This window comes from Mycolicibacterium arcueilense, assembly GCF_058536225.1.
This window is the reverse complement of sequence record NZ_JBZTYL010000007.1, coordinates 1,459,288-1,482,363: the sequence shown is the minus strand read 5'-3', so window position 1 is coordinate 1,482,363 and position 23,076 is coordinate 1,459,288. Positions and strand designations below refer to the sequence as shown.

Annotated in this window: 27 protein-coding genes and 1 pseudogene; 17 read left to right on the top strand and 11 right to left on the bottom strand. The window is 66.3% G+C overall.

Features of this window, described 5'->3' with window-relative positions; translation table 11 throughout:
• Window positions 1–2: 2 nt before the first annotated feature.
• The 10 genes and pseudogenes from AC4LGL_RS11435 (at window position 3) to AC4LGL_RS11390 (ending at window position 8,344) form a co-directional block, all read left to right on the top strand.
• Window positions 3–977, top strand: a complete 975-nt coding sequence (locus AC4LGL_RS11435; protein WP_491838792.1) for a DUF3558 family protein — start codon at window positions 3–5, stop codon at window positions 975–977.
• 96 nt (window positions 978–1,073) lie between these two features.
• Window positions 1,074–1,949, top strand: a pseudogene (locus AC4LGL_RS11430) (hypothetical protein); the annotation flags it as partial.
• Window positions 1,950–1,973: 24 nt separating this feature from the next.
• Window positions 1,974–2,162 carry a DUF4926 domain-containing protein gene (locus tag AC4LGL_RS11425; protein ID WP_491839335.1) on the top strand — a complete coding sequence of 63 codons (189 nt, stop codon included), beginning with the start codon at window positions 1,974–1,976 and terminating at the stop codon, window positions 2,160–2,162.
• Between the two features lie 155 nt (window positions 2,163–2,317).
• Window positions 2,318–2,806 carry a hypothetical protein gene (locus tag AC4LGL_RS11420; protein ID WP_491838791.1) on the top strand — a complete coding sequence of 163 codons (489 nt, stop codon included), beginning with the start codon at window positions 2,318–2,320 and terminating at the stop codon, window positions 2,804–2,806.
• A 215-nt stretch (window positions 2,807–3,021) separates the two neighbouring features.
• Window positions 3,022–3,318 (top strand): hypothetical protein, encoded by a 297-nt coding sequence (locus AC4LGL_RS11415; RefSeq protein WP_491838790.1) that lies wholly within the window; start codon window positions 3,022–3,024, stop codon window positions 3,316–3,318.
• A gap of 69 nt (window positions 3,319–3,387) precedes the next feature.
• Window positions 3,388–4,173: a bestrophin-like domain gene (locus AC4LGL_RS11410; RefSeq protein ID WP_055113166.1), complete on the top strand. Its 786-nt coding sequence runs from the start codon at window positions 3,388–3,390 to the stop codon at window positions 4,171–4,173.
• 157 nt (window positions 4,174–4,330) lie between these two features.
• Complete coding sequence (locus AC4LGL_RS11405; RefSeq protein ID WP_088304125.1) at window positions 4,331–4,942, top strand: TetR/AcrR family transcriptional regulator; 612 nt, start codon at window positions 4,331–4,333, stop codon at window positions 4,940–4,942.
• Window positions 4,939–6,015, top strand: a complete 1,077-nt coding sequence (locus AC4LGL_RS11400) for a DUF1214 domain-containing protein (protein WP_088304124.1) — start codon at window positions 4,939–4,941, stop codon at window positions 6,013–6,015. Before AC4LGL_RS11405 ends, AC4LGL_RS11400 begins: the two co-directional genes overlap by 4 nt.
• Window positions 6,012–7,274 (top strand): sulfotransferase family protein, encoded by a 1,263-nt coding sequence (locus AC4LGL_RS11395; protein ID WP_491838789.1) that lies wholly within the window; start codon window positions 6,012–6,014, stop codon window positions 7,272–7,274. The genes AC4LGL_RS11400 and AC4LGL_RS11395 overlap by 4 nt, the downstream gene beginning before the upstream one ends.
• Window positions 7,271–8,344 (top strand): NADPH:quinone oxidoreductase family protein, encoded by a 1,074-nt coding sequence (locus AC4LGL_RS11390; RefSeq protein WP_491838788.1) that lies wholly within the window; start codon window positions 7,271–7,273, stop codon window positions 8,342–8,344. Before AC4LGL_RS11395 ends, AC4LGL_RS11390 begins: the two co-directional genes overlap by 4 nt.
• Window positions 8,345–8,875: 531 nt before the next feature.
• Here the strand turns inward: AC4LGL_RS11390 and AC4LGL_RS11385 are convergent.
• Entirely contained in the window at window positions 8,876–10,075 is a 1,200-nt protein-coding gene (locus AC4LGL_RS11385) for a winged helix-turn-helix domain-containing protein (protein ID WP_491838787.1), read from the bottom strand.
• Between the two features lie 96 nt (window positions 10,076–10,171).
• Between AC4LGL_RS11385 and AC4LGL_RS11380 the strand changes: the two genes are divergently transcribed.
• A complete protein-coding gene (locus AC4LGL_RS11380) occupies window positions 10,172–11,413 on the top strand; it encodes a hypothetical protein (RefSeq protein ID WP_491838786.1) in 1,242 nt (413 codons plus the stop codon).
• Here AC4LGL_RS11380 and AC4LGL_RS11375 read toward each other — a convergent pair.
• Window positions 11,395–11,886 (bottom strand): dihydrofolate reductase, encoded by a 492-nt coding sequence (locus AC4LGL_RS11375; RefSeq protein ID WP_491838785.1) that lies wholly within the window; start codon window positions 11,884–11,886, stop codon window positions 11,395–11,397. The genes AC4LGL_RS11380 and AC4LGL_RS11375 overlap by 19 nt on opposite strands.
• On the bottom strand, window positions 11,883–12,683 hold the full coding sequence (locus tag AC4LGL_RS11370; RefSeq protein ID WP_491838784.1) for a thymidylate synthase: 801 nt from the start codon (window positions 12,681–12,683) through the stop codon (window positions 11,883–11,885). The genes AC4LGL_RS11375 and AC4LGL_RS11370 overlap by 4 nt, the downstream gene beginning before the upstream one ends.
• 42 nt (window positions 12,684–12,725) lie before the next feature.
• On the opposite strand from AC4LGL_RS11370, the gene AC4LGL_RS11365 reads away from it, so the two are divergent.
• On the top strand, window positions 12,726–13,475 hold the full coding sequence (locus tag AC4LGL_RS11365) for a dienelactone hydrolase family protein (RefSeq protein ID WP_491838783.1): 750 nt from the start codon (window positions 12,726–12,728) through the stop codon (window positions 13,473–13,475).
• Window positions 13,476–13,497: 22 nt separating this feature from the next.
• Complete coding sequence (locus AC4LGL_RS11360; RefSeq protein ID WP_491838782.1) at window positions 13,498–14,415, top strand: HpcH/HpaI aldolase/citrate lyase family protein; 918 nt, start codon at window positions 13,498–13,500, stop codon at window positions 14,413–14,415.
• Window positions 14,416–14,422: 7 nt separating this feature from the next.
• Here AC4LGL_RS11360 and AC4LGL_RS11355 read toward each other — a convergent pair whose 3' ends face one another.
• The 5 genes from AC4LGL_RS11355 to AC4LGL_RS11335 form a co-directional block, all read right to left on the bottom strand.
• Window positions 14,423–14,887, bottom strand: coding sequence for a hypothetical protein (locus tag AC4LGL_RS11355; RefSeq protein WP_491838781.1), 465 nt, complete (start codon window positions 14,885–14,887; stop codon window positions 14,423–14,425).
• A 13-nt stretch (window positions 14,888–14,900) separates the two neighbouring features.
• Entirely contained in the window at window positions 14,901–15,356 is a 456-nt protein-coding gene (locus tag AC4LGL_RS11350; RefSeq protein WP_491838780.1) for a flavodoxin family protein, read from the bottom strand.
• The gene (locus tag AC4LGL_RS11345; RefSeq protein WP_491838779.1) at window positions 15,353–15,823 is read right to left on the bottom strand and encodes a hypothetical protein; all 471 of its coding nucleotides are present in this window, start codon (window positions 15,821–15,823) and stop codon (window positions 15,353–15,355) included. Before AC4LGL_RS11345 ends, AC4LGL_RS11350 begins: the two co-directional genes overlap by 4 nt.
• A complete protein-coding gene (dapB, locus tag AC4LGL_RS11340; protein ID WP_491838778.1) occupies window positions 15,820–16,557 on the bottom strand; it encodes a 4-hydroxy-tetrahydrodipicolinate reductase in 738 nt (245 codons plus the stop codon). Before dapB ends, AC4LGL_RS11345 begins: the two co-directional genes overlap by 4 nt.
• 77 nt (window positions 16,558–16,634) lie before the next feature.
• Complete coding sequence (locus AC4LGL_RS11335; protein WP_491838777.1) at window positions 16,635–17,027, bottom strand: hypothetical protein; 393 nt, start codon at window positions 17,025–17,027, stop codon at window positions 16,635–16,637.
• A gap of 114 nt (window positions 17,028–17,141) precedes the next feature.
• Between AC4LGL_RS11335 and AC4LGL_RS11330 the strand changes: the two genes are divergently transcribed.
• Window positions 17,142–17,912: an META domain-containing protein gene (locus AC4LGL_RS11330; protein WP_491838776.1), complete on the top strand. Its 771-nt coding sequence runs from the start codon at window positions 17,142–17,144 to the stop codon at window positions 17,910–17,912.
• A 2-nt stretch (window positions 17,913–17,914) separates the two neighbouring features.
• On the opposite strand, the gene aldR is transcribed toward AC4LGL_RS11330, so the two are convergent.
• Window positions 17,915–18,424, bottom strand: coding sequence for an HTH-type transcriptional regulator AldR (aldR, locus tag AC4LGL_RS11325; RefSeq protein ID WP_064935636.1), 510 nt, complete (start codon window positions 18,422–18,424; stop codon window positions 17,915–17,917).
• A gap of 97 nt (window positions 18,425–18,521) precedes the next feature.
• Here aldR and ald point away from each other — a divergent pair, with 97 nt between their 5' ends.
• From ald to AC4LGL_RS11310, 3 genes are all read left to right on the top strand, one after another.
• Window positions 18,522–19,637: an alanine dehydrogenase gene (ald, locus tag AC4LGL_RS11320; protein ID WP_491838775.1), complete on the top strand. Its 1,116-nt coding sequence runs from the start codon at window positions 18,522–18,524 to the stop codon at window positions 19,635–19,637.
• Window positions 19,638–19,733: 96 nt separating this feature from the next.
• Window positions 19,734–20,288, top strand: a complete 555-nt coding sequence (locus AC4LGL_RS11315) for a DUF4334 domain-containing protein (protein ID WP_491838774.1) — start codon at window positions 19,734–19,736, stop codon at window positions 20,286–20,288.
• A 127-nt stretch (window positions 20,289–20,415) separates the two neighbouring features.
• Window positions 20,416–20,886 carry an Hsp20/alpha crystallin family protein gene (locus AC4LGL_RS11310; protein WP_491838773.1) on the top strand — a complete coding sequence of 157 codons (471 nt, stop codon included), beginning with the start codon at window positions 20,416–20,418 and terminating at the stop codon, window positions 20,884–20,886.
• Here AC4LGL_RS11310 and bla read toward each other — a convergent pair.
• Together bla and AC4LGL_RS11300 are read right to left on the bottom strand one after the other, a co-directional pair.
• The gene (bla, locus tag AC4LGL_RS11305) at window positions 20,878–21,762 is read right to left on the bottom strand and encodes a class A beta-lactamase (protein WP_491838772.1); all 885 of its coding nucleotides are present in this window, start codon (window positions 21,760–21,762) and stop codon (window positions 20,878–20,880) included. The genes AC4LGL_RS11310 and bla overlap by 9 nt on opposite strands.
• A gap of 18 nt (window positions 21,763–21,780) precedes the next feature.
• A complete protein-coding gene (locus AC4LGL_RS11300) occupies window positions 21,781–23,070 on the bottom strand; it encodes a M16 family metallopeptidase (protein ID WP_491839334.1) in 1,290 nt (429 codons plus the stop codon).
• Window positions 23,071–23,076 lie beyond the last annotated feature (6 nt).

Here is a 23,076-nt window from a genome sequence, read left to right as displayed (position 1 = left end):
CAATGTCGCAGTCGGTGCGGGTCGGGTTGTTCTCGGCAGTGGTGATGCTCGTCGCGGGTTGTTCGACGACGACCTCGACGACGCCGGCTGCGCCATCGTCGACTTCCGGGCCGGCACCGCAGCCGCTGTCACGTGCAGAGACCATCGCGTGGGCGCGCGGGATCGATCCGTGCGCCTTGATCGAGCCCAGCCATCTCGAGGCGCTCGGCACCGTCAAGGCATTCGGCACGTCAGCGAACTCGACCTCGTGTGAAGCCGTCGTGGATGACGGTTCCTCCCGCGGGATCGACGTCTTTTGGTCAGTTGCCTTCGTGCCGTTCGACTTCCTGACCTCGTCGCTCGGCTCTCTCGAGGAGATCGACGGTGTCAAGGCGCGCCGTATCGATGCCGCCTCAACTCTCACCCCCGAGGTGCGCGCTCAGCTCGTCGAAAGCGCATGCAGCTACGACGTGGCCTTCGAGAACGACATCGCGGTGCGGCTGCGGGTGTCGATGGAGCGCGATCGGGATGCGTGCGCGACCGCCAATCCGTTGGCCCGCGCGGTGATCTCGACATGGCCGGAGCACCCGACGCAGGGCAGTTCCCCGCACACGACGGTGACGGCCCTCACCGACGCGGCCCCGTGCGCGGTGGTGCCGACGTTGCAGGAGTCGCGAAAGGTGTCGTTCGACTGGAAGGACCAGTCCCTCACGTCGTGCTTCTTCACCGTCGACGCGACCGAGGTCTTGGTGACCTTCGACTACCGGTCGCGGGAATCGGTGGCCGCCGAGGCCGAGCCGACGAAGTTCGGCGATCACGACGGTTACCGAAAGGTCCACGAGGGAACGACCTTCGCTGACGCCGTCGTCGGTGACGACTTCGACGGCGTCGACGCCGGCCACCCGAGCCGACTCGTCCCCGTCGTCGCGGTCGACGGAGACGACGCCGCGGTGGTCTCCGACGTCACGACGGCGGTGGTGAATCAGCTCCCGCGCTGACCCGCAGGCCCCGGATTCACCCGAACCGGCAGGCTCGCGCTCCTAGACTCGGCTGATGTTCCGCGTCGTCTCGATCGCACACCACGAGGGTTCGCAGTGCTGATCGGCGTAGCCGCCGCACTACTGGCGTGCGTCGGCTACGGGACAGCCTCGGTACTGCAGTCGTATGCCGCAGGGCATTCCGTCGACGCGACCGAGACCGCAGAGCGCGGCCCCACCCTGCGTTCGACGATCGGCGCGATGCTCGCCCCGATCTTCATCGCGGGCATGGCGCTGGACCTTCTCGGCTTTGTGGGCAGCCTGGTCTCGGCCCGTTTGATTCCACTGTTCCTGTCGCAGACGATCATCAGCGCCAACCTCGTGGTCACCGCAGTGCTGAGCATCTTTGTGCTCGGCGTCCGACTCCACCGGCGCGACTGGACCGCGATCGCGATAGTTCTTGTGGCGCTGTGCATCCTGGGAGCCACCGCCGGGCGGCTGGGTGGCCGGAACCCCGGGGCGGTCATGCATTGGGGTGTCCTGGTCGTGTCGGCGATCATCCTCGGTCTCGGTGCCGCGCTGGCCCGGCTGCTCGGGCGCAACGCCGCGGTGCCCGCGGGCCTGATCGCCGGCGTGCTCTACGGGGCGATGGCGGTGGCAATTCGGCTCGTGGACGGTCTCGATCCCCTGAACCTCCGTGTGCTGATCGCCGACCCGGCGTCGTGGGCCGTGGTGCTCGCCGGTCTCGGTGGCTTCTACCTGTTCACCGTTGCCCTGCAGGTCGGATCCGTGAACGGGGTGGCTGCGGCATTGGTGGTCGGCGAAACCGTGGTGCCCGGCATAGTCGGCGTGGTTCTGCTGGGTGATGTTTCGCGACCGGGCTACGGCGCACTGGTGGTCATCGCGTTCATCGCGGCCGTCGGCGGCGCCGTCGCACTCGCCGTGTCCAGCGCCGCCGAGTACGAGCGGGCGCAGAGTTCCCCGCAACCCGGGCCGCCGCGACCGGAAGAACACGGCCTGGTCCGACTGAGACAACCGATGCCCGAACACAACCTGCCGGCCGGGGCGGTCGGGACGGTCGTGGTGGACTACACCAAATTCGGGCCATCCGACCTGCCACCCGCCTATGAGGTGGAGTTCATGGATTCGCAGGGCAATACCGAAGCGCTCGTCACCGTGCCCGAGGAATTCCTCGAAGTCATCTAACGCCGGAGTTCTCACCTCGGGCCCGGCGGTCGCCTGACCGAACTTGTCAGACCCTTCCTCTTTACTGTCCTGTTCCCCGGACACCGGGCGGCGGATTCACAGCTTGGACCCTGTCCCGCCACCCGGCCCACCCACCTGAATTGGAAGGTCTCTCGATGCTACGCAGAATCACGGGCACAGCCACCGCCGCTGCCGGCAGCACGTTCCGAAATCCTCTGGCCCTGTGCCTGCTTGGCATAACGCTTACGTTGGCGGGCTGCGTTTCACCGGACCGGGTCTCGGCGAATCCCAGCGACACACCGAAGTGGAACGCCGGGGTGTCGTCGTCCTCCACACCGTCCCCCGTCGCGTCACCGCCGACCGCAGCCGATTTCCTCATCGGGGTGGTCGTCACCCAGCAGAAGTGCTACGGCTCGGCGGGATGCAACTACCGATACACCATCAACCCGCAGTACATCAGCGCAAAGCCGTTGCCGGACAAGACGACCGTGATCTTCAAGGTGACCGGGGGCGATCAGGATCAGGTCGGCAACTTCACCATCGACGCAGACGGAACCGCGACCTTCGACCGGGAGACCGGCATCTCCGGTCCCGAGGGCGCTGACCTGCAAGCCACCGTCACCCAGGTCCTGCCCGGGCGCTGAGGCGCGGTCCAGACCGACGAATTGGTCGCTGATCGAGGGGCAGCGACCAATTCGTCCGTCCTTGTCCCCCGATCGGCGGATGCAGCGCGGCCCGGGCCGTGGTCCGATCAGCCGACAGACACCGGGGACGACGTGCAGGACGCTCGACGCAACAACACCGCCGGCGCCCCTGCCGCGCAATGTATCTCCCCGAGACCGAGCGAGGAAAAGTGATCATGAGAGGAACCACCGTGCACTACGAGATGCTGGATCTGGTCCGCGAACGCGCCAACGAGAAAGACTGGGACCTGATCTTCGACAGCGGCCCCAATGCGGAGTACCGCACGATGGTGTGGGAAAACCCTCTGCTCAGCGCCACCGGCGTGGTCACGGAGCTGGAAATCGGGTTCAGCCCCGACGGTCGCATCATCTTCTCCGAGAGGCGGTGCGGCGGCGTCGCCCACAAACGCGTCAAGCCGGACAACGCCTTCGGGTCCACCGATGTCTGCCTCGCCGCACTGCAGATGATCTGATCCGGAGCCGGCGCCCAAACCGATCGATCCGCCTTCGCGACGGGAAGTTTGCTGGCATCCTTCTCATCTATGGGCGACTTCGGGTTGTTCGGAACCTGGCTCCTGCTCGCGGTGGTTGTCGTCGGCGCCGTGGCACTGGCGGTCGGCAGCGTGTTGCTGGCCAGCCGCGTCATTGCTCGCGACACGCGCCCAGAGCACAACTCGGTGTTGTCACCGTTCCTCACCGTCGTCGGCCTCGTCTACGGTGCATTGCTGGGGTTCACCGTTGTGGTCGGATGGCAGCAATATCTCTCCGCACAGACGAACGTGTCCAACGAAGCCTCGACCTTGGTGACCATGTACCGCCAGACGGTGGCCATGCCGCAGCCGGAACAGACCCAGGTGCGCGAACAGTTGCGCGCGTACACCGCCGCGGTGCAGGGCCCGGAATGGGGCAAGGAAGAGTTCGGCTCCATCAGCAACAACGGCCGGCACGCACTCACTGAGATGTATCGCATCGTCGGCACTGCCAAGTCGGACTCGACCGCCAGCCCGATCAACAGTCAGTTCCTCAGCCAACTGGCTGTCCTGACCTCCGACCGCAGTGCGCGCATCCTCAACTCCAGTCCACGGATACCTGTGCTGTTGTGGTGCGCCCTGATCTTCGGCAGCCTGGTACTGATCACGCTGGCCAGCTTCATGCGCCTCGAGAGCAGTCGCGCCCACATGATCCTGGTCAGCACCGTCACGGTGCTGCTGGCTCTGCTGCTCTTCCTCGTCTTCATGCTCGACCATCCGTATGGCCCGGTGGGCGTTACCCCACAACGGTTTTCACATGCCGTGATGGTGTTCGACCTGATCGACCGCGGGACCTGACCGCTCCCCTGCCCGCCCCCTTGCCCGATCTCCACGTCGGTTTCGACCGCAGGGCTGTTGTTCGACCACAAGCACGACCCAGGTGTCGATATCGGCGCGCATCGGGCACCGAATTTGCCTATTGACCTAATTACGTGACGCATCGTAACTTAATCGTGTGTCCTCGCTCACAGGCCCGGGACGGCCACGTGATCCACAAACTCAGCGCGACATCATGCGCGCCACCCGCGACCTGCTCGCACGTGACGGCTACGACCAGCTGTCCATCGAGGCCATCGCCCGCGAGGCCGGCGTCAGCCGGCCCACCATCTACCGGCGGTGGCCGTCGAAGGCCCACCTCGTCTTCGATGCCGCTTTCAGCCAGCCACCTGGTGGTGAACTGCTCTCGCTCTCAGGTGATTTCGACGCCGACCTGCGCGGCTTCACCTCGGCGGTGCTCACCTTCTGGCGCGATCCCGTGGTGGAGGCCGCCGCACTCGGCATCCTGACCGAACGTCGCCGCGACCCGGAACTGCATATCAAGACCCAGCAACTGCTCGACGAGCAGACCAAGGGCGCCTTCCGCTCCCTGGTCGCCTCGGGCGTGGAGCAGGGCCGGGTCCGTCCCGATGTCGACGTCGACATGGTCTACCAAGCGTTGATCGGCACCGCGTTCTACGCCGCACACATGGAACCGGACATCGATGTCGATGACACCGCAGATCGATTGTGCTCCTTGCTGACCGAAGGAGCAGGACGTATCCACCCACGAAGGAAGGACCGACCATGACCGACAAGGCCGAACTGTCAGAGGCGTTCAACGCGCTGCTCGACGAGCTGCGCGGCATCGAGCAGAAACTGCTGACCGCCGAACCCGCGCTGAGCGAACCCGATCTGCTCGACGGGTACCGCCTGACCTTCAGCCTGCTGCGCGTCAGCGTCGATGCCTATGTGTGGGGCGACCGGGACAAGCCCATCCTCGTCGACGTCATCAGCCCGTACCTCAAGTGGGGCGGCGACAATTCGGATGCGTTCTATCAGCTCGCACCACTGAACCCGGCCCGCACCTATCGAGTCACCGGCAACCGTGGCGATGCGGTGTACCTGTCCATGACGGTCTACGGCGGGCCGGGTGAAGGCCGCTACAGCGACCGCATCGTCGGCACGATCAACAACCGCGATCTGGAGTTCGACGAAGACGGCAACTTCGAGTTCATCATGAGCCCCGATTCCCACCCGGGCGCCTGGCTCAAACTCGATGCCGACACCGAATTCGCCTTGACCCGTGATTATCTGAATGATCCCACCACCGACCGCCGCCCGACGTGGCGAATCGAGGCGCTCGACCCGCCCGCCCGGCGCACGGACAGCGCCGCCGATCTGGCCCGCCGCTTCCGGTACGCCAAGGCCTGGCTGCACGAGCAGGTTTCCTTCCTGCCCACCAGGGTTGAGCCCGCCAACCAGCTCCACCCACCGTTCCCGGTCCCCCAGAACGCCTACGGGTGGTCAGCCGCCGACGCGGCGTACGCCATGGGCGCCTACGATCTGGAACCGGATCAGGCCCTGATCATCGAGGGCACCTCGCCGGAGTGCGTGTTCTGGAATCTCTGCCTGTGGAATCCGTTCCTGCACACCTTCGACTACACCCATGAGCGCGTCACGATCAACGGCGCCCACGTCACCTACGAACCGGACGGGTCGTGGCGGATCGTGATCAGCGACAAGGATCCGGGCCACCCCAACTGGGTCTCGACGGCCGGCCGACCCAAGGGCCTGATCTGGCTGCGCTGGTTCCTGCCCGACGAGACCCCCGCACACCCGCAGTGCCGGGTCGTCGACGTGGCCGAGGTCTCGGCTCTGTGACCACCGACGTACGGCGGCCGGCGCCGATCCGGTTCGACGATCTCGCCCATCCGGTGTATCCCGCTGCAGCACAACCGATCCGTGACGGACTGGCCGCCTACGGCACGATTCTGGACCTGCAACCCGACGCGTTGCTGGCAGCCGCGACCGAGCGGTCCGGCCTGGACGACTTCGGCGACCCGGCATTCCGGGAACGTCTCGACGTGCTCTGTACCGCCCTGTGTGACGAGGCGGGTCTTTCCGACACCGGCCTGGCGATCGCATTCGAGCAGCTGGTGGGCAATTTGGTGAACCGGCTGCGGCTGGAGGCACTCATCGCCGACCATCCCGAGATCGAGGACATCGAGATCGCACGGCCGATCATCATCTGCGGCCTCCCCCGCACCGGCACCACCCACCTGCACAACCTGCTCGCCGCCGACCCCGCCCTTCGCTACCTGCCGTACTGGGAGAGCCTCGAACCGCTGCCCGGCCCCGGTGAGGACTCGCCGGGACCCCGTCAGGATCGCTGCACCGCGGGCCTGGAAATGGTGAACACCTCGATGCCGGAGTTCAAGCGGATGCACGACATGACCGTCGAGCACGCCCATGAGGAGATCCAGCTACTGGCAAACGACATCTCGGGCATGCTGTTCGAAACCACCTATTACGTACCGAGTTTCGCCGCGCACTACAAGGCACATGACCAGGCGCCGTCCTATGCGTACGTCAAGCGCAGCCTGCAGGCGATGCAATGGCTGCGCGGCGGAACGCGCTGGGTGCTCAAGTCGCCCCAGCACCTCGAACAATTCCCGATGCTGGCTGCCACCTTTCCCGATGCGACTTTCGTTGTCACCCATCGCGATCCGGTCGAGGTAACCCTGTCGATGATGACCATGATCTGCTATGCGACGCGGATGGCCGTGACGCAGCCCGACGTGGCGAAACTGACCGGACACTGGCTAAGCCGCATCGACGATCTGCTCGCCGGCTGCATCCGCGATCGCGACGTGCTGCCCGCCGGGCAGTCCATCGACGTCCGGTTCGACGACTTCATGGCCGATGAGCGGGCCACGCTCGCCGACATCTACCGACTCGCCGACCAGCCTTTCGGCGACGACGTCCGCGCGGCCATGAGCGACTTCCTCACCGAGCACCCCCGCGGACGCTATGGGGGCGTGATCTACGACCCTGCCGATCTACAGCTCGATCCGGCCGCCCTGGCCGAGCGATTCCGCGCCTACCGCGAGCGCTTTCTCACCCCTACGGAGGACAAATGAACCAGCCCGCACCACAGCCCATCACAGCGGAGGCCTGGGTGGCCACCGCGCTCGGCGAGCCCACCGAGGTACTGGAACGCCAAACCGTCGAGGTGCGTGCACCCGGCCCCAACGAAGTCCGCGTCGCGGTCCGCGCGTTCTGCCTGAACTTCAACGACATCGACATCATCAAGGGGCGGTACACCACGCTGCCGCTGCAGCCGCCGTTCGTGCCGGGCATGGAAGCGGTCGGAGTGGTCGAGAGTGCGGGCCTGGGTGCCGAACACCTGGTCGGCCGCCGCGTGGTCGGGATCCCGGTGATGGCCTTCGGCGGGTATGCGTCGTACGCCATCGTCGACGCGGCGACAGTGCTCGATCTGCCGGAGTGGGTCAGCGACGTCGACGGTGCCGCCCTGCACTACCCGTTCCATCTGGGCTGGTTCGCCTTACGCGAACGTGGCCGGTTGCAACCCGGTGAGACGCTGCTGGTGCACGCGGCCGCCGGCGGTACGGGGTCGGGCGCGCTGGTCCTCGGAAAGGCGCTGGGCGCCAAGGTGATCGCCACCGCCGGCAGCGAGGAGAAGCTGGAGCTCTGCCGGAAGCTGGGCGCAGACCATGCCGTCAACTACCGCGACGACGACTGGGTCGAGCAGGTCATGGACCTCACCTACGGCCGCGGCGTCGACGTCGCGTTCGACGCGGTGGGCGGAAGCGTGACGACGAATACGTTCCGCTGCATGGGATTCAACGGACGTCACCTGATGGCGGGGTTCGCCGAGGACATCGCCCTCGAAGACGGTGACTACATCTCGCCGCGTCCGATCGCCTACGGCAACTTCGATGTGTGCGGGGTCTGTCTGGTCTACGTGACCGATCCCCTGGCCGTGCGCCGCACGCTCGGGTTCAACTGGCCGGCCCGCTCCGAGGGTCTCGATGCCCACGTGCAGATTCTCGAACTGATGCGTACCGGCCGGCTGCAGACCGTGGTGGGCGACAACGTGGAGTGGGATCAACTGCCGCAGGCGTTGGCGCGGATGGCCGCCCGCGAGACCACCGGACGACTGGTGGTGAGCACGGGGGCGCACGACTGAAATAGGCCTCCACCAAACGGTACAACTGGGATGACACCCGGGCGGATCCCTCGACTCCTGGACGAACGTCCAAGTCGGCCGGGTCCGCCCGGTCAACCATGCCGGCTGTCCAGTCGGGCGGCAGCGAGATTAGTATGCTTGTCTAGGTAATCTTGTCTGATGGTGGCCGGGGGGTCCCGTTGAGTTTTGGATGGTATGTCTTCATGCACCGCCCTGACGGCGGCGTGATGCCGATCGCTGGGTTCTGGCGCAAACGCACCGCTGTGCGGTGGGCCCAGCAGCATGAAGAGCCAGACTGCCACCTTGAGGTTCAACGCTACGACTGGTGGTTGACAGGCGCGTGGCAGCGACGCAGCGACAGCTTTCGCGGCGACGCCGGCACCCCCGCACTCGCTTTCAATCAGCGATGATCGCCCTGCACTACAGATGAGTAGCGGACCGGGGCGCCGCTCTGGCCGCCGGTCGCCTTGGTGCCGGCTGGTCCGTCGGTGACCCAGTTACGTTGCGTAGCCGACAATGTCGACGTCGCACTCACCGCAATGCCGTCCGCAGCGCGTCGGCGAGATCACCGCGCGGCCCGACGGTCACGTCGTCGACGCCGAGCCATGACGCCATCGAGCACAACTCCGCCGCCAACGCGTCCGCGACCCGTGAACGGTCGCGACCGTCTTCGGTGAAAGCACCCAGCACCTGCAGCGCCGCATCGGTACGTTTGAGGTCGACTCGTGCCACCAGCTCACCGTCGAGCAGAAACGGCCATACGTAGTAACCGAATTGGCGTTTGGGTGCGGGGACGTAGATTTCGATGCGGTAGTGAAAATCGAACCACCGCTCCACCCGGGGCCGGAAGAAGATCAACGGGTCGAACGGGCACAGCAGTGCCGTCCCGCGGTCGCGCCGCGGCACCGTCTGGCCTGCACGCAGGTAGGCCGGGGTGCCGTCGACGTCGACGGCCTCGAGCTCTCCGTCGGCCACCAGCTTGGCGATCGCCGGCTTGACCTGCCGCGCGCCCATCCGGAAGTAGTCGCGGATATCGGCCTCGGTGCCGACCCCCAGCGCGGTCGCGGCGCGCAGGGTCAGTTCCCGCACCGCCTCGTCGTCGTCGACTTGCCGAGCCAGCACGTCCGCCGGCAGCACCCGCTCGGTGAGGTCGTAGTGGCGGGCGAACCCAACGCGCGTCGCCGTTGTCAGGACACCCGAGGACCACAGCGCCTCGGCGACCCACTTGGTCTCGCTGCGGTCCCACCACGGACCTTTGCGGCCGCGCGGTTCGGACTCGAGATGGGCCTCGATCTGGCCCGCGGTCGACGGCCCGAGCTCGGCGACCGCCGCCACGATGTCGTCGGCCAGTTTGGGATTCTTCCGGACGATTTCGGTGCCCCATCGGCCGTGCGTGTACTCCCGCATCCGCCACCGCAGCAGCGGCCAGTCCTCCACCGCCATCAACGCGGCCTCGTGCGCCCAGTACTCGGTCAGAAGCCGTGGTGAACGTGTGCTGTGTGACCAGGCGGCCCGGTCCAGCGCATCGCGGTCGTATGGCCCCAGCCGGCTGAACACCGGCGCGTAATGGGCCCGTACCGCCACCGACACCGAATCCAGCTGCAGCACCTGAATACGGGAGATCAACCTGCGCAGATGCGCACGGGTGACCGGTCCGCGGGGTTTGGATTCGTGAAATCCCTGGGCCGCGACGGCGATGCGGCGGGCCTGTGCGCTGGTGAGGGTGGCCACGTTGCCATCGTCCCCTACGGCACCGACAAGTAGCGGAGCGGATTGGAGCGAGAGCACCCGCAAGTAGCGGAGCGGATTGGAGCGATACTGGTCCGCGTGGCGTTGGACTGGGATGCGTTCGAGACCGAGTTGACTCTGGCTGCCGTGGATGCGGTCCGCGCGCTGGTCGCGACAGCCGCCTCGGAGACGCCGTATGCCGTGGCATTCGGCGAGTTCTATGCCGAGACCACCGGGGTGATCTACCTTCCCAATCTGGCGCTGGCCACCGAGGAGTCGGTCGAGGAGCCGGATTGCCGGTTCAGCCCGCCGGATTGGGAGCATCAGGACTACGAGTGGGGTGAAACCGATTCGCAGTGGAGTGATCGGCTCAGCGCAGCGGTCACAGGCCTTCCCCGCGCACAGTGGGAGCAGGCGTGGGATCGGTTCGCCGAGGCGATGCTGACCATCGCGGCCGGGGTGCGAACCGCCCTCGTCGCCGACGGCACCCTGCCCGACGATGTGGTCGTCTACCTCGACGACGAAGACGCCGATCTCCTGGTCCGCTCGTTGACCGCCGAGGAGCTGCGGCGTCACTTCCCCGAGTACGTGGCTTCTGCCGAGGCGGAACGTGAACTGCTGGCCCTGCCCGTCGAGCAGCGGGTGGCGGCGCTCGCCGCGGCGGCCGGTCTCGTCCGCGGACCCGGCTGCGAACTCGGCCGGGAACGTGCAACCGAACTCCTGCTCGACACGGGTGCTGCCGCCGTACCGGTCGCAGTTGCGGCGCTCGGCCATCCCGAGACCGCCTGGACGGGGGCCAAATTCCTGGCCGACCTCAACATCGCCACGCCGGAGGTGATGGACGCGCTGTGGGCGGCCCTGCCGCTGCGCGGCAATGCGCACGACTGGGTGGCCGTGGCTCTCGGCCGCCTGGGTGCCGGGCTGGAGGTGTTGGCGCGCAACGGTCTTCCGGCCGGTAGCCGGTCGGCCGCGGTCGCTGGGCCGTACCGTTCGTTTCGTGATCAGGGGCGCTCCCACCTGCCGCTGGATTACACGCTGCTGGCCGCCGGGCTTGCCGATCCGGCGGTCGCGGGGGCGGTCGCAGAGGCTCTGAAACCGGGAACCGGGTATTGCACTTTGGACGGGGCCGACCTACCGGGCGCCCGGGTCGGACTCGACCATTCCGAGCCGGTGATCCGCCGCCACGCCGTCATCGTTCTCAGCGATCTGATCGGACCTATGGGTCCGGGAAACCTCGACAGCGAGGTGGTGAAGAACCTGGAGCGACGGATCGACCAGCTGGCCGCCGGCGACCCCGACAGTGAGGTCCGCAGACTGGCCGGTTACCGCGTGCGCACGTAACTGCAGAACCGGTAACGCAAACCTGAGCTGCTGGTCAGCCACTCCCCGGTGGTCTTCGTCCACGTGTCGTCGAGCCCTGGCGCCATCGCGTCGCCCGCTGCTGGTGGCAGGTCGATGTCGATCTCGGTCACCTCGCAGCGGACCGCGAACGGAAGGGCCTGGGCGTAGATCTGCGATCCGCCGATCACCCAGCCGCGGAAGACGTCGTCGAGGCCGGTCAGTACCTCGGCACCGTCGGCCACGTATCCGGGATCGCGGGTGATCACGACGTTGCGCCGGCCCGGCAGCGGGCGGACCTTGGCCGGCAGCGACTCCCAGGTGAGCCGGCCCATCACCACCGTCTGCCCGAGCGTGAGCTGCTTGAACCGGGCCTGGTCCTCCCGCAGATGCCACGGAATGCCGTTGTCACGGCCGATGACACCCGAGGTGGACTGCGCCCAGATCATCGCCAGCTGTCGAAGATCGTCGGTCATACAGCGACGGGCGCCTTGATTGCCGGATGCGGGTCGTAGTTCAGAATCGCAATATCCTCAAAGGTGTAGTCGAAAATCGAGTCACGTTGCGCCAGAACGAGTTCTGGGTACGGCCTGGGGTCCCTACTGAGCTGCAGGGCCACCTGGTCGACGTGGTTGTCGTAGATGTGGCAGTCGCCGGCGGTCCAGACGAACTCACCGACGCCGAGCCCGGCCTGCGCGGCCATCATGTGGGTCAGCAGGGCGTAGCTGGCAATGTTGAACGGCACGCCGAGGAAGAGGTCGGCGCTGCGCTGGTACAACTGGCAGGACAATTTGCCGTCGGCGACATAGAACTGGAAGAAGGCGTGGCACGGCGGCAGCGCCATCTGGGGGATCTCGCCGACGTTCCATGCCGAGACGATGTTGCGCCGCGAGTCGGGGTCACGCTTGAGCAGATCCAGCGCGTTCGAGATCTGGTCGATGTGCTCGCCCGACGGTGTCGGCCACGACCGCCACTGCACGCCGTACACGGGACCCAGATCGCCTGTCTCACTGGCCCATTCGTCCCAGATCGTCACGCCGTGGTCCTGCAGCCACCGCACGTTCGAATCGCCGCGCAGAAACCACAGCAATTCGTAGATCACCGATTTGGTGTGCACCTTCTTGGTGGTGAGCAACGGAAAGCCGGCGGCCAGGTCGTAGCGCATCTGGTGCCCGAACAGGCTGCGGGTACCGGTGCCGGTGCGATCGGATTTCGGCACGCCCTGCTCGGTCACCTTCCGCAGCAGGTCCTCGTAGGGCGTCTGGATCGGCACACGGCCAGCTTACGTGGCGCCACGAGGAGTAGAACGGAAGCCATGCCGACCACCAAGGACACCATCACCACAGCCGACGGCACCTGCCGCGTCACCGTCGCGACCCCGGACGGCGAGGGCCCCTGGCCGGGGGTCGTGCTGTTTCCCGACGCCGGCGGCCTACGTCCCGCGATGGAAGAGATGGCGGCCAAGCTGGCGGGATTCGGTTATGTCGTTCTGGTACCCGACGTCTACTACCGCAACCCGGGCTGGGGCCCCTTCGACCTCAACACCGTGTTCAGCGACCAGGAGCAGCGCAAGCAGCTCTTCGGGCTGATGAGCACGCTCACCCCGGAGATCTTCGCCGCGGACGCCGAGGCGTTCTTCGACTATCTGGCCGCCCGGCCCGACGTCACCGGCGAGAAGTTCGGTACCACCGGCTACTGCATGGGCGGCCGTGCCTCGTTGATCGTCGCCACCCGGGTGCCGGAGCGGGTCGCGGCTGCGCTGTCCTTCCACGGCGGCCGGCTGGCGGTCGAAGACGATCCGGACAGCCCCCACCTGCTGGCCGACAAGATCCAGGCCACGGTTTATGTGGCCGCGGCCGAGAACGACGCCTCGTTCACCGAGGACGACGGCAAGCGGTTGGAGGATGCGCTGTCCGGCGCAGCCGTCGACCACACCATCGAGTTCTACCCCGCGGCCCACGGCTTCGCGGTGCCGGATCACGCGGCGGTGTACGACGAGGCAGCTGCACAGCGGCACTGGGAGAACACCGAGCGGGTGTTCGGGGCCGCGTTAACCCCGGCGTAGTCGGTAGGCGACGATTGACGGCGTGTATGACCAGCCCTTCTCCGACGAGTCCCACCCCACCGAGCCCGGATTTCGGATCGACCCGGTATTAGCCCGGAGCTGGCTGCTGGTCAACGGCGCACAGTACGAGCGGTTCGCCCCGGCGGCCCGCTCCCGCGCCGACATCGTCGTCCTCGACATCGAGGATGCGGTGGCTCCCAAGGACAAGGTCGCCGCTCGCGAGAAGGTGACCCGCTGGCTGGCCGAGGGCAACAGTGACTGGGTCCGGATCAACGGCTTCGGCACCCCGTGGTGGGCGGATGACCTGGAGATGTTGGCCGGCAGCGCGGTGGGCGGCGTCATGCTGGCCATGGTCGAGTCTGTCGACCATGTCACCGAGACTGCCCGACGCCTGCCGGACGTGCCCATCGTCGCGCTGGTGGAGACCGCCCGGGGCCTGGAGCGGATCACCGAGATCGCCGCGGCCAAGGGCGCCTTCCGGCTCGCCTTCGGTATCGGCGATTTCCGGCGCGACACCGGTTTCGGCGACAACCCGGCAACGCTGGCGTACGCGCGCTCACGCTTCACCATCGCCGCCAAGGCCGCCGGACTGCCCGGCGCCATCGACGGACCCACCGTGGGCTCCAGCGCGCTGCGACTGTCGGAGGCCACGGCGGTCTCGGCCGAGTTCGGAATGACCGGCAAGATCTGTCTGACGCCCGATCAGTGCCCGACGGTCAACGAGGGCCTGGCCCCTTCTCAGGACGAGATCAGTTGGGCGAAGGAGTTTTTCGCCGAATATCAGCGCGACGGCGGTGAGATCCGCAACGGGTCAGACCTGCCCCGGATCGCCCGGGCCAACAAGATCCTGGATCTGGCCAGGGCGTACGGCATCCACGAACCCGAGTACAGCGACGATCCGGACCACGTGCCGGCCCCGTCCGACACGTATCACTACTGAGGTTCGCTCAGGCCCGCGGTGTGTCGTCGTTGCGGTGCATGAAGTTGTTGATCGCGCGGACGATGCCGCGGCCGGCGTAAATGCCCGCCGCGACAGACACGATGATCATCGCGATGAACATCACCAGCCAGTTGGACCGGCTGTGACTGACGTTCCACCAGATGAACGTGAACAGCAGCGCGCAGATGAAAACGACGATGTCCCGCCAGTTCCCGCGGTAGGACATCGCGGCCTCACGGATTTCGCGACTGCGGTCACTCGCATCGATCAAACCGTCGATTCGTTCGTCGATACTGGCCTTGAGCCGCGCTTTCCGTTCGACGTCTTCGGCGGGCAACCGGTCCAACAGATCGAGGTCCTTGGTGATCATGCCGCGGATGTCCGGCGGTTTGAGGTTGCCTGCGATCACCCCGAGCATCGCACCACCGGCGATGGGCGCGGCTCCGAGTGCAAGTTCGGCGATCCCCGGCATAGCTGTCCTCTCGTCAGTCCATCAGCGTGGCAGCCAACGTGCCGCCCAACTCGTAGGCGCGCTCACGGACGGCTCCGTCCACCACTCCCGTAACTTCAAGCACGTCAGCCGCTTTGACCAACGCCAGCCCGGTCACAATCTTGTCGACCGCGCCCGCCGCACCGACCGTGTCATTGTTGCCGTGTACCCACAGCCCGTACGGGCGCCCGGCCACGTGGTCGAGGCTCGGGTAATACACCGTATCGAAGAAGTGCTTCAATGCACCGCTCATGTAGCCGAAATTGGCTGTGGTGCCGAACAAATAGCCGTCAGCGGCCAGCATGTCACTGACGGTCGCAGCTAACGCCGGCTTGGCCAGCACCTCGACCCCGGAGATGTCCGGATCGTGCGTGCCGGCGAGTACCGCCTCGAGAAGCTCCCGCGTTGCCGGAGACGGCGTGTGATGCACCACCAGCAGCGTCTTGGTCATGACGACTGGTGTTCCTGCATCCGCACCGCCGTGCGCATGGTCTCGCGCGCGCGGCCCCGGTCACCGGCGAAGTCATAGGCGCGGGCCAGCCGGTACCAGCGAACCCAATTGTCCGGGTCGGCCTCCAGCTCGGCCTTCACCGTTCCGAACAGGTCGTCGGCCGCGTCGCGTTCGATACGACCCGACGGCCGGGTCGGCAGCTCGCTGACGTCGAGTTCCATGCCCTGTTCCCGGGCGAGCCGGGCCAATCGTTGATGCGCCAGACCGGCCCGCAGCGTGGTCACGAGCACCCAGATACCGATCAGCGGGAACACCAGCAGTGCCACGCCCAGCCCGATCGCGGCCGGCTCACCCGAAGTGATGAAGATCAGCGCGGTGCGTCCCAGCATCAGGAAGTAGACGATCAGCGCCAGGCACATGAAGCCGATCACCAGTTGGATGCGCAGCGACCGCGCGCCGTCGCTCACGACAGATCGAGCAGCGGTTCAATGCCGATGGTCAGGCCGGGCCGCTCGCCGACCTTCCGCACGGCCAGCAGCACGCCCGGCACGAACGAGGACCGGTCCAGGCTGTCGTGCCGGATCGTCAGCGTCTCCCCCTGCGTTCCGAACAGCACCTCCTGGTGGGCCACTAAGCCGGCCAGCCGCACCGAGTGCACCGGCACCCCGTCCACATCGGCGCCGCGGGCCCCTTCCAGACCGGTGCTGGTGGCGTCCGGGTTGGGCGGCATACCTTTTCGCGCCTCGGCGATGAGCTTCGCGGTACGGGCGGCCGTGCCGGACGGAGCGTCAGCCTTGTGCGGGTGGTGCAGTTCGATGATCTCGACCGATTCGAAATAACGAGCCGCCTGCTGGGCGAAGTGCATCGACAGGACGGCCCCGATGGCGAAGTTCGGCGCGATGAGCACCGCGGACTCGGGCTTCTCCTTGAGCCAGGCCTCCACCTGTTCGATACGCTCCCAGGTGAATCCGGTGGTTCCGACGACCGCGTGAATACCGTTGTCGATGAGGAATTTCAGGTTGTCCATCACCACATCGGGATGGGTGAAGTCGATCACCACGTCGGTCTTGGTGTCGGTGAGCAAGCTCAGCGGGTCACCGACGTCGACCCCGGTCGAAAAAGTCAGATCCGCCGCAGTTTCGACCGCGTGCACCATGGTCGCGCCGACTTTGCCCTTAGCCCCGAGAACACCAACTCGCATGGTTGGGAGCCTACTGCCTCACGGCATCGAACTTTCGTTCGAGACGTGATCCGCCTGCGCGTGTAGTTGTGTGATCGCTAGTTGATCGGTCCGGCAAGCGCTGCCATGCGCCAAGCAGCCGCCAGGACGCCACCTTGCGCGAGAATGCCGATCAGCACCCACCAAAACGCTATTCGTTGGCGTCCCAGCTGGATGACGCCAACACAAAAGAACAGTCCGGCCGGCGCCAACGACGCGATCGCCGTCCACATGGCGTAATTGATCCACTTCTCATCGCCGCATGCCTCGTAGGCGCAGTTGTCGATGCTCATCGGCAATGCCATGAAGCTCAACAACGCGAGCAAACCCAAACCGGCCTGCGCCAGGAACAGCACCACACATACGGTGACGTCGGCGATCCGGACTCCGCGGGGCAACCGGCGCACGGGTCCACCCCTCGCAGGCTGCCCGGGCGCTGCCGTGTCGTCCACGACGTCACAGTAGCCGGGCTGCGCCGTCGTGGGCGTGACAGTAGATCAGGATTTCCGGCGATTGGGGTGCCGCAACCGCAGGGCGGCTCCGACTTCGCCGTCTACGGTGGAACGATGCGTCCTATCCAGGTGGTGCCGTTCGCTGTTGCCGTTCTTGCGTTCATGGGATGTTCGGAGAACGCGGCCGCCGACGCCGCAGACCTCAACGGCCGCACCTTCATCTCGCAGCAGGTGGAGGGTGAGCAGATCCCGGGCGGCGGACCGCTCACGGTCGGTTTCGACGGGAAGCAGATCAGCACCTTCGCGGGCTGCAACCACGGTTCCGGCTCCGCCGATCTTGCCGATGGCCGAATCACGACCCAGCTGGCGATGACCATGATGGCCTGCCCGCCACCGGTCGGCGATTCGGATGCCTGGGTTTCAAAGTTGTTCGGCGCCAAGCCAACCTGGTCGTTGTCGGGCGACACCCTCACATTGCACACCGACGCTGCGACCGTCACGCTGCGGGACAAGAAAGTGGCCGACCCCGATCGACCGCTCACCGGCACCACCTGGCAGGTCACCAGCCTGGTGTCCGCGCAGGCGGTCAGCACCTCGGTCGCACTCGAGCAGTCCAAGCCCACGCTGACCATCGGAGACGACGGCGCCGTCAGCGGTTCGACGGGCTGCAACCGAATCACCGGCCGCGCAACCGTTTCCGGTTCGCCGGCGGTCATCGAGTTCGGCCCGCTGGCCACCACCAGGATGGCCTGCCCACCGGAGGTCAATGAGGTCGAGCAGGCCGTGTTGCGGGTCCTGAAGGGCACAGTCCAGACTTCCATCGACGCCGACGAACTGAAGCTCTCCGGCACCGACGGCAACGGTCTGGTGCTGCGCGCCCAGTGACTTCAGAGCGGTGACGCCCCGCGCAGATGCTCGAAGATCAACGAGGTCTGCGTGCCGGCAACGTCGGCGTCGGCGTTGAGGTTCTCCACCACGAATGCCCGCAGGTCATCGGTGTCACGTGCGGCCACGTGCAGGATGAAATCGTCTCCCCCGGCCAGGAAGTACACGTCCATCACCTGCGGCCGGGTGCGGATATGGGCAATGAAGTTGCGGATCTTGCCCCGCGCGTTCGATTGCAGGCTCACCGAGATCATCGCCTGCAGGCTGAGTCCCACGGCCGCCGGATCGATGTCGGTGTAGAAGCCACGGATCACCCCGATCTCCTGGAGCCTGCGCACCCGGCCGTGGCAGGTCGACGCGGCGATACCGACCGCCTCTGCCAGTGCACTGTTGGACATGCGGGCATCGGCGTGCAACGCCAACAGGATGCGCCGGTCCACCTCGTCGAGATCAGGCCGAACATCCTTCGGCGAACGGGCCGCGCGCCCGGGCAAGTTTGATGAATCTTCCATTGTCCGACGATTCTAACGAATCTTCATCGGAGATATTGCTCACTTATCGAAGCTTCTTCACAATTATTTTCAGCACCCCAACTTTGAAGGAGCGATCATGCTCGTCGGTATCCCGACCGAGATCAAGAACAACGAGTACCGCGTGGCCATCACCCCGGCGGGCGTCGCGGAGCTGACCCGACGCGGCCACGATGTGATCATCCAGGCCGGCGCGGGCGAGGGCTCGGCCATCACCGACAACGACTTCAAGGCCGCAGGTGCCGAGATCGTCACCACTGCCGATCAGGTCTGGGCCGAGGCCGAGCTGCTCCTCAAGGTCAAGGAGCCCATCGCGGCGGAGTACTCGCGGATGCGTAAGGGCCAGACGCTGTTCACCTATCTGCATCTGGCGGCGTCCAAGGAGTGCACCGACGCGCTGCTCGCCTCGGGCACCACTTCGATCGCGTACGAGACAGTGCAGACGGCTGACGGTGCCCTCCCCCTGTTGGCCCCGATGAGCGAGGTCGCGGGCCGACTGTCCGCGCAGGTCGGCTCATATCACCTGATGCGCACGCAGGGTGGCCGCGGCGTGCTGATGGGTGGCGTCCCCGGTGTCGCACCGGCCGAGGTCGTCGTCATCGGCGGTGGCGTGGCCGGCTACAACGCGGCCCGCATCGCCAAGGGCATGGGCGCTCACGTCACCGTGTTCGACCTGAACATCAACACACTGCGCAAGATCGACAACGAGACCAACGCAGGCATCGAGACCCGTTACTCGTCGAGCTTGGAGCTCGAAGAGGCCGTCAAGAAGGCGGACCTGGTGATCGGCGCGGTGTTGATCCCGGGCGCCAAGGCCCCCAAGTTGGTCACCAATTCGACCGTGGCCCACATGAAGCCGGGCGCGGTGCTGGTCGACATCGCCATCGACCAGGGCGGCTGCTTCGAGGACTCCCGGCCCACCACTCATGACGACCCGACGTTCGCCGTGCACGACACGGTGTTCTACTGCGTGGCCAACATGCCCGGCTCCGTGCCGCGCACGTCGACCTTCGCACTGACCAACGCCACCATGCCGTATGTGCTCAAGTTGGCCGACCGGGGCTGGAAGGCCGCCTGCGAGGCCGATGCGGCGCTGGCCAAGGGACTGTCGACGCACGAGGGTGCGCTGCTGTCCGAGCAGGTCGCCGCCGATCTCGACATGCCGTTCACCGATCCGGCCGCAGTCCTGGCATAGGCAAACCCCTCACAATCGCCCGGCCGAGTCCCTTCGGCCGGGCGATCTGCACTCGGGCATGGCCAAACTTGACACGTGTCAAGTATCGTTGTGCCCATGTTGCTGCAGCAGTTGCTACCCACCGTGCCGACGACCACCGCTGAGGCGCTCGCAATCTTCGACGCGGCCGAGGCTGTGGAGCCGGAGTTCATGCTCGGGACCTGGCACGGCGCCGAACTGCCGACCGGACATCCGATGGATGGCCTACTGGCGGCCAGCGGATGGTGGGGCAAGCAGTTCGTCGATGCCGAGACCGTGCATCCCCTGCTGTTCCCCGCCGGCGACGGCATCTCGCTGTGGGCCCTCAACCCACTGCTGGCATTCGGCGGCCTCGGGGTGTCGACCAAGATCCCCCTGCTCCGGAACCGATCGATGACAGGGCCGATCGCGGCGTTGCGGCCCCTGCTGCAGACCCGCGCGCCCAAGGCCAGGTTGCGCACCACCCGTTACCGCGGCGTGGACACCGCGACGATGGTCTACGACCAGCTGCCCATCAACGACGTGTTCCGGCGGCTGTCCGACGACGCTGTGATCGGGGCGATGGACCTGCGGAACTCCCGCAAGCCGTATTTCTTCGTCCTACAGCGCGACGACTCGATGCGGGTGACCTAGCAGCCACGCGTACGCGCGCTGTTCACCACACATTCGGCCAGTGGCTCCACGTCGGTGCTTGGATCGAAAGGGCAAGCGTTACAAGGTCTTTTCCTCCGATCGACGTTCCAGGACTGAGGAGTCACCCATGGTCAACCTGCCCGTCGCGCACCAGCCCCGCCCGCTGCTGCCCGAGCTCTCGGAGTTCTTCGCCGGCATCACCCCGTTCCCCCGCCTGCGTCCGATCTTCGAGCGCAACCTCATGCGCATCGAGGACGAGGTCACCGAGGACCACTACGAACTGCGGGCCGAGATCCCCGGTATCGATCCGGCCAACGACGTTCAGATCACCGTCGCCGACGGCCAGCTGACCGTGAAGGCCGAGCGTTCGGAGCGCGCCGACACCACCGCGCGGTCGGAGTTCTCCTACGGCTCGTTCCTACGCACCGTGACCCTGCCCGCCGAGGCTGACGAGGAAAACATCACCGCCGGCTACGAGCGCGGCATCCTGACCGTGCGCGTGCCGTTGTCGCAGAACCCCGCCGGCGCCCGTCAGATCGCGATCCAGGATACCGAAAATGGCTCGACCGCAATCGAATCCGCCGAGCACTCAGAGTAACGACGGCAGAATCAGCGCGGTCAGCTCACCGATGAGCGGACGCAGGTTGTCGGCCTTCGGGTCGTCGGCCTGCGACCGCGTCATCACCGCCAACAGCAACCGCTGCCCGTTCGGCCCATAGGCGATCCCGACGTCGTTGGTGCTGCCGTAGTCCCCGCTGCCGGTCTTGTCGGCGGTGGTCCAGCCCTCCGGCAGTCCGGCACGCACGCTCGAGGTCTGGTTGGCCCGCATCCAGTCCTCCAACTGGCGCCGCTGCGGCGGGCTCAACGCATCACCGGCCAGGATCTCGCGGTATCCGATTGCCAGCGCCGCCGGAGTGGACGTATCTCTCGGATCCCCGGGAATCGCCGAGTTCAGCTCGACCTCCCAGCGGTCCAGCCGGGTGCGCTCATCTCCGATGCTGCGGGCGAACGCGGTGATACCGGCAGGCCCGTCAATCGTTTTCAGCAGCAGGTTGCCCGCAGTGTTGTCACTGCGCTGCAGTGCCGCCTGACACAGCTCCGCCAGTGTCAGCTCGGAACCGGCATGGGTCTCGGTGACCGGAGAGTTCGGCACGAGGGCCTCCGGGTCGACGAACACCCGGTTGTCCAGTGAGATCTGTTTACGCCCGACCATCTGCAGTACCCGCGCCGCGGCATACCCCTTGAACGTCGAACACATCGCGAACATCTCGTCGGCCCGGTGCGTGAGTGTGCGGCCGGAATCCAGATTGGTCGCGGACAAGCCGATCAGGGCGTTGTCACGACGTTCCAGTTCGGCGATCTGGTCGTCCACCGGGGTCGCGAACGCCGGTGCGGCGTTACCCACACCGACGCCGACGGCAGCCGCCGCCACGAGCGAACCGATCAGAACATTGCGCCGCGAGAGTCCCGTCATCGGACCCACCCTAGCGGGTCAGCCGACGATTGTTTGAAGCTGTTGCGGCAGAGTCTTTTTCGACCGGTGCGGGCCGAGTACGGCCGCACCGTAGTCGCGAGACAGCAACTGATGCGCCACCGCATTGACCTCTTCGAGGGTGACAGCCTCGATCTGGGCCAGTGTGTGATCGATGGTCCGGTGTTCACCGTAATTGAGCTCGCTGCGCCCGATCCGGTGCATGCGCGATCCGGAGTCCTCGAGGCCCAGCACCAGCCCACCACGCAACGAGCCCTTGGCGATCCGGCACTCGTCGGCAGTGATCCCGTCTCTGGCAACGCCTTCCAGCACCTCGGTGGTCACCCGGACCACTTCGTCGAACCGCTCGGGCTGACAGCCGGCGTACACCGAGAGCGCACCGCTGTCGGCGAAGGTGTCGACCGTCGAATACACCGAGTAGGCCAGGCCGCGGGATTCCCGGATCTGCTGGAACAGACGGGAACTCAGGCCGCCACCGAGGGCGGTGTTGAGCACCGACAGCGCCCACCGGTGTTCCCAGTGCCGGCCGGGCGTACGAACGCCCAGCGACACATGGGTCTGCTCCCCGTCGCGGTCGACCACGAGCAGCGACGGCTTGCCGACGACACGTCCCGCCCCTTTGCGCGGAGCCACCGCGTTGCGTCCGGGTTCCAGGCGCGGACCGAAATGCTGCCGCACCAGCGACACGACCACGTCGTGGTCGATGTTGCCCGCAACCGCCACGATCATCCGTTCGGGCGTGTAACGGCGCACGTGGAAGGAGTGCAGTTGCGCGCGGGTCATCGTCTCGATGGACTCGACGCTGCCGATCACCGGCCGTCCGACCGGGTGATCGCCGAACATCGCCGTCAGGAAGACGTCACCGAGGCTGTCCTCGGGATCGTCGTCGCGCATGGCGATCTCTTCGAGGACGACGTCGCGCTCCACCTCGACATCCTCAGTGGCACAACGCCCCCGCAACACGACGTCCGCCACCAGGTCGACGGCGAGTTCCAGGTCGGAGTCGAGCACATGTGCGTAGTAGCACGTGTGCTCGCGCGTCGTGAACGCGTTCAGCTCACCACCGACCGCATCGACAGCCTGTGCAATGTCGACTGCGCTGCGCGTCGGGGTGGCCTTGAACAGCAGGTGTTCCAGGAAGTGGGCGGCGCCCGCGACGCTTCGACCTTCGTCGCGGGAACCGACACCTACCCAGACCCCGACGGATGCCGAACGCACCGACGGGATGTACTCAGTGACCACCCGGAGTCCGCCGGGCAGATCTGTCCGGCGGACATCAGTGGTATTCAGTGCAAA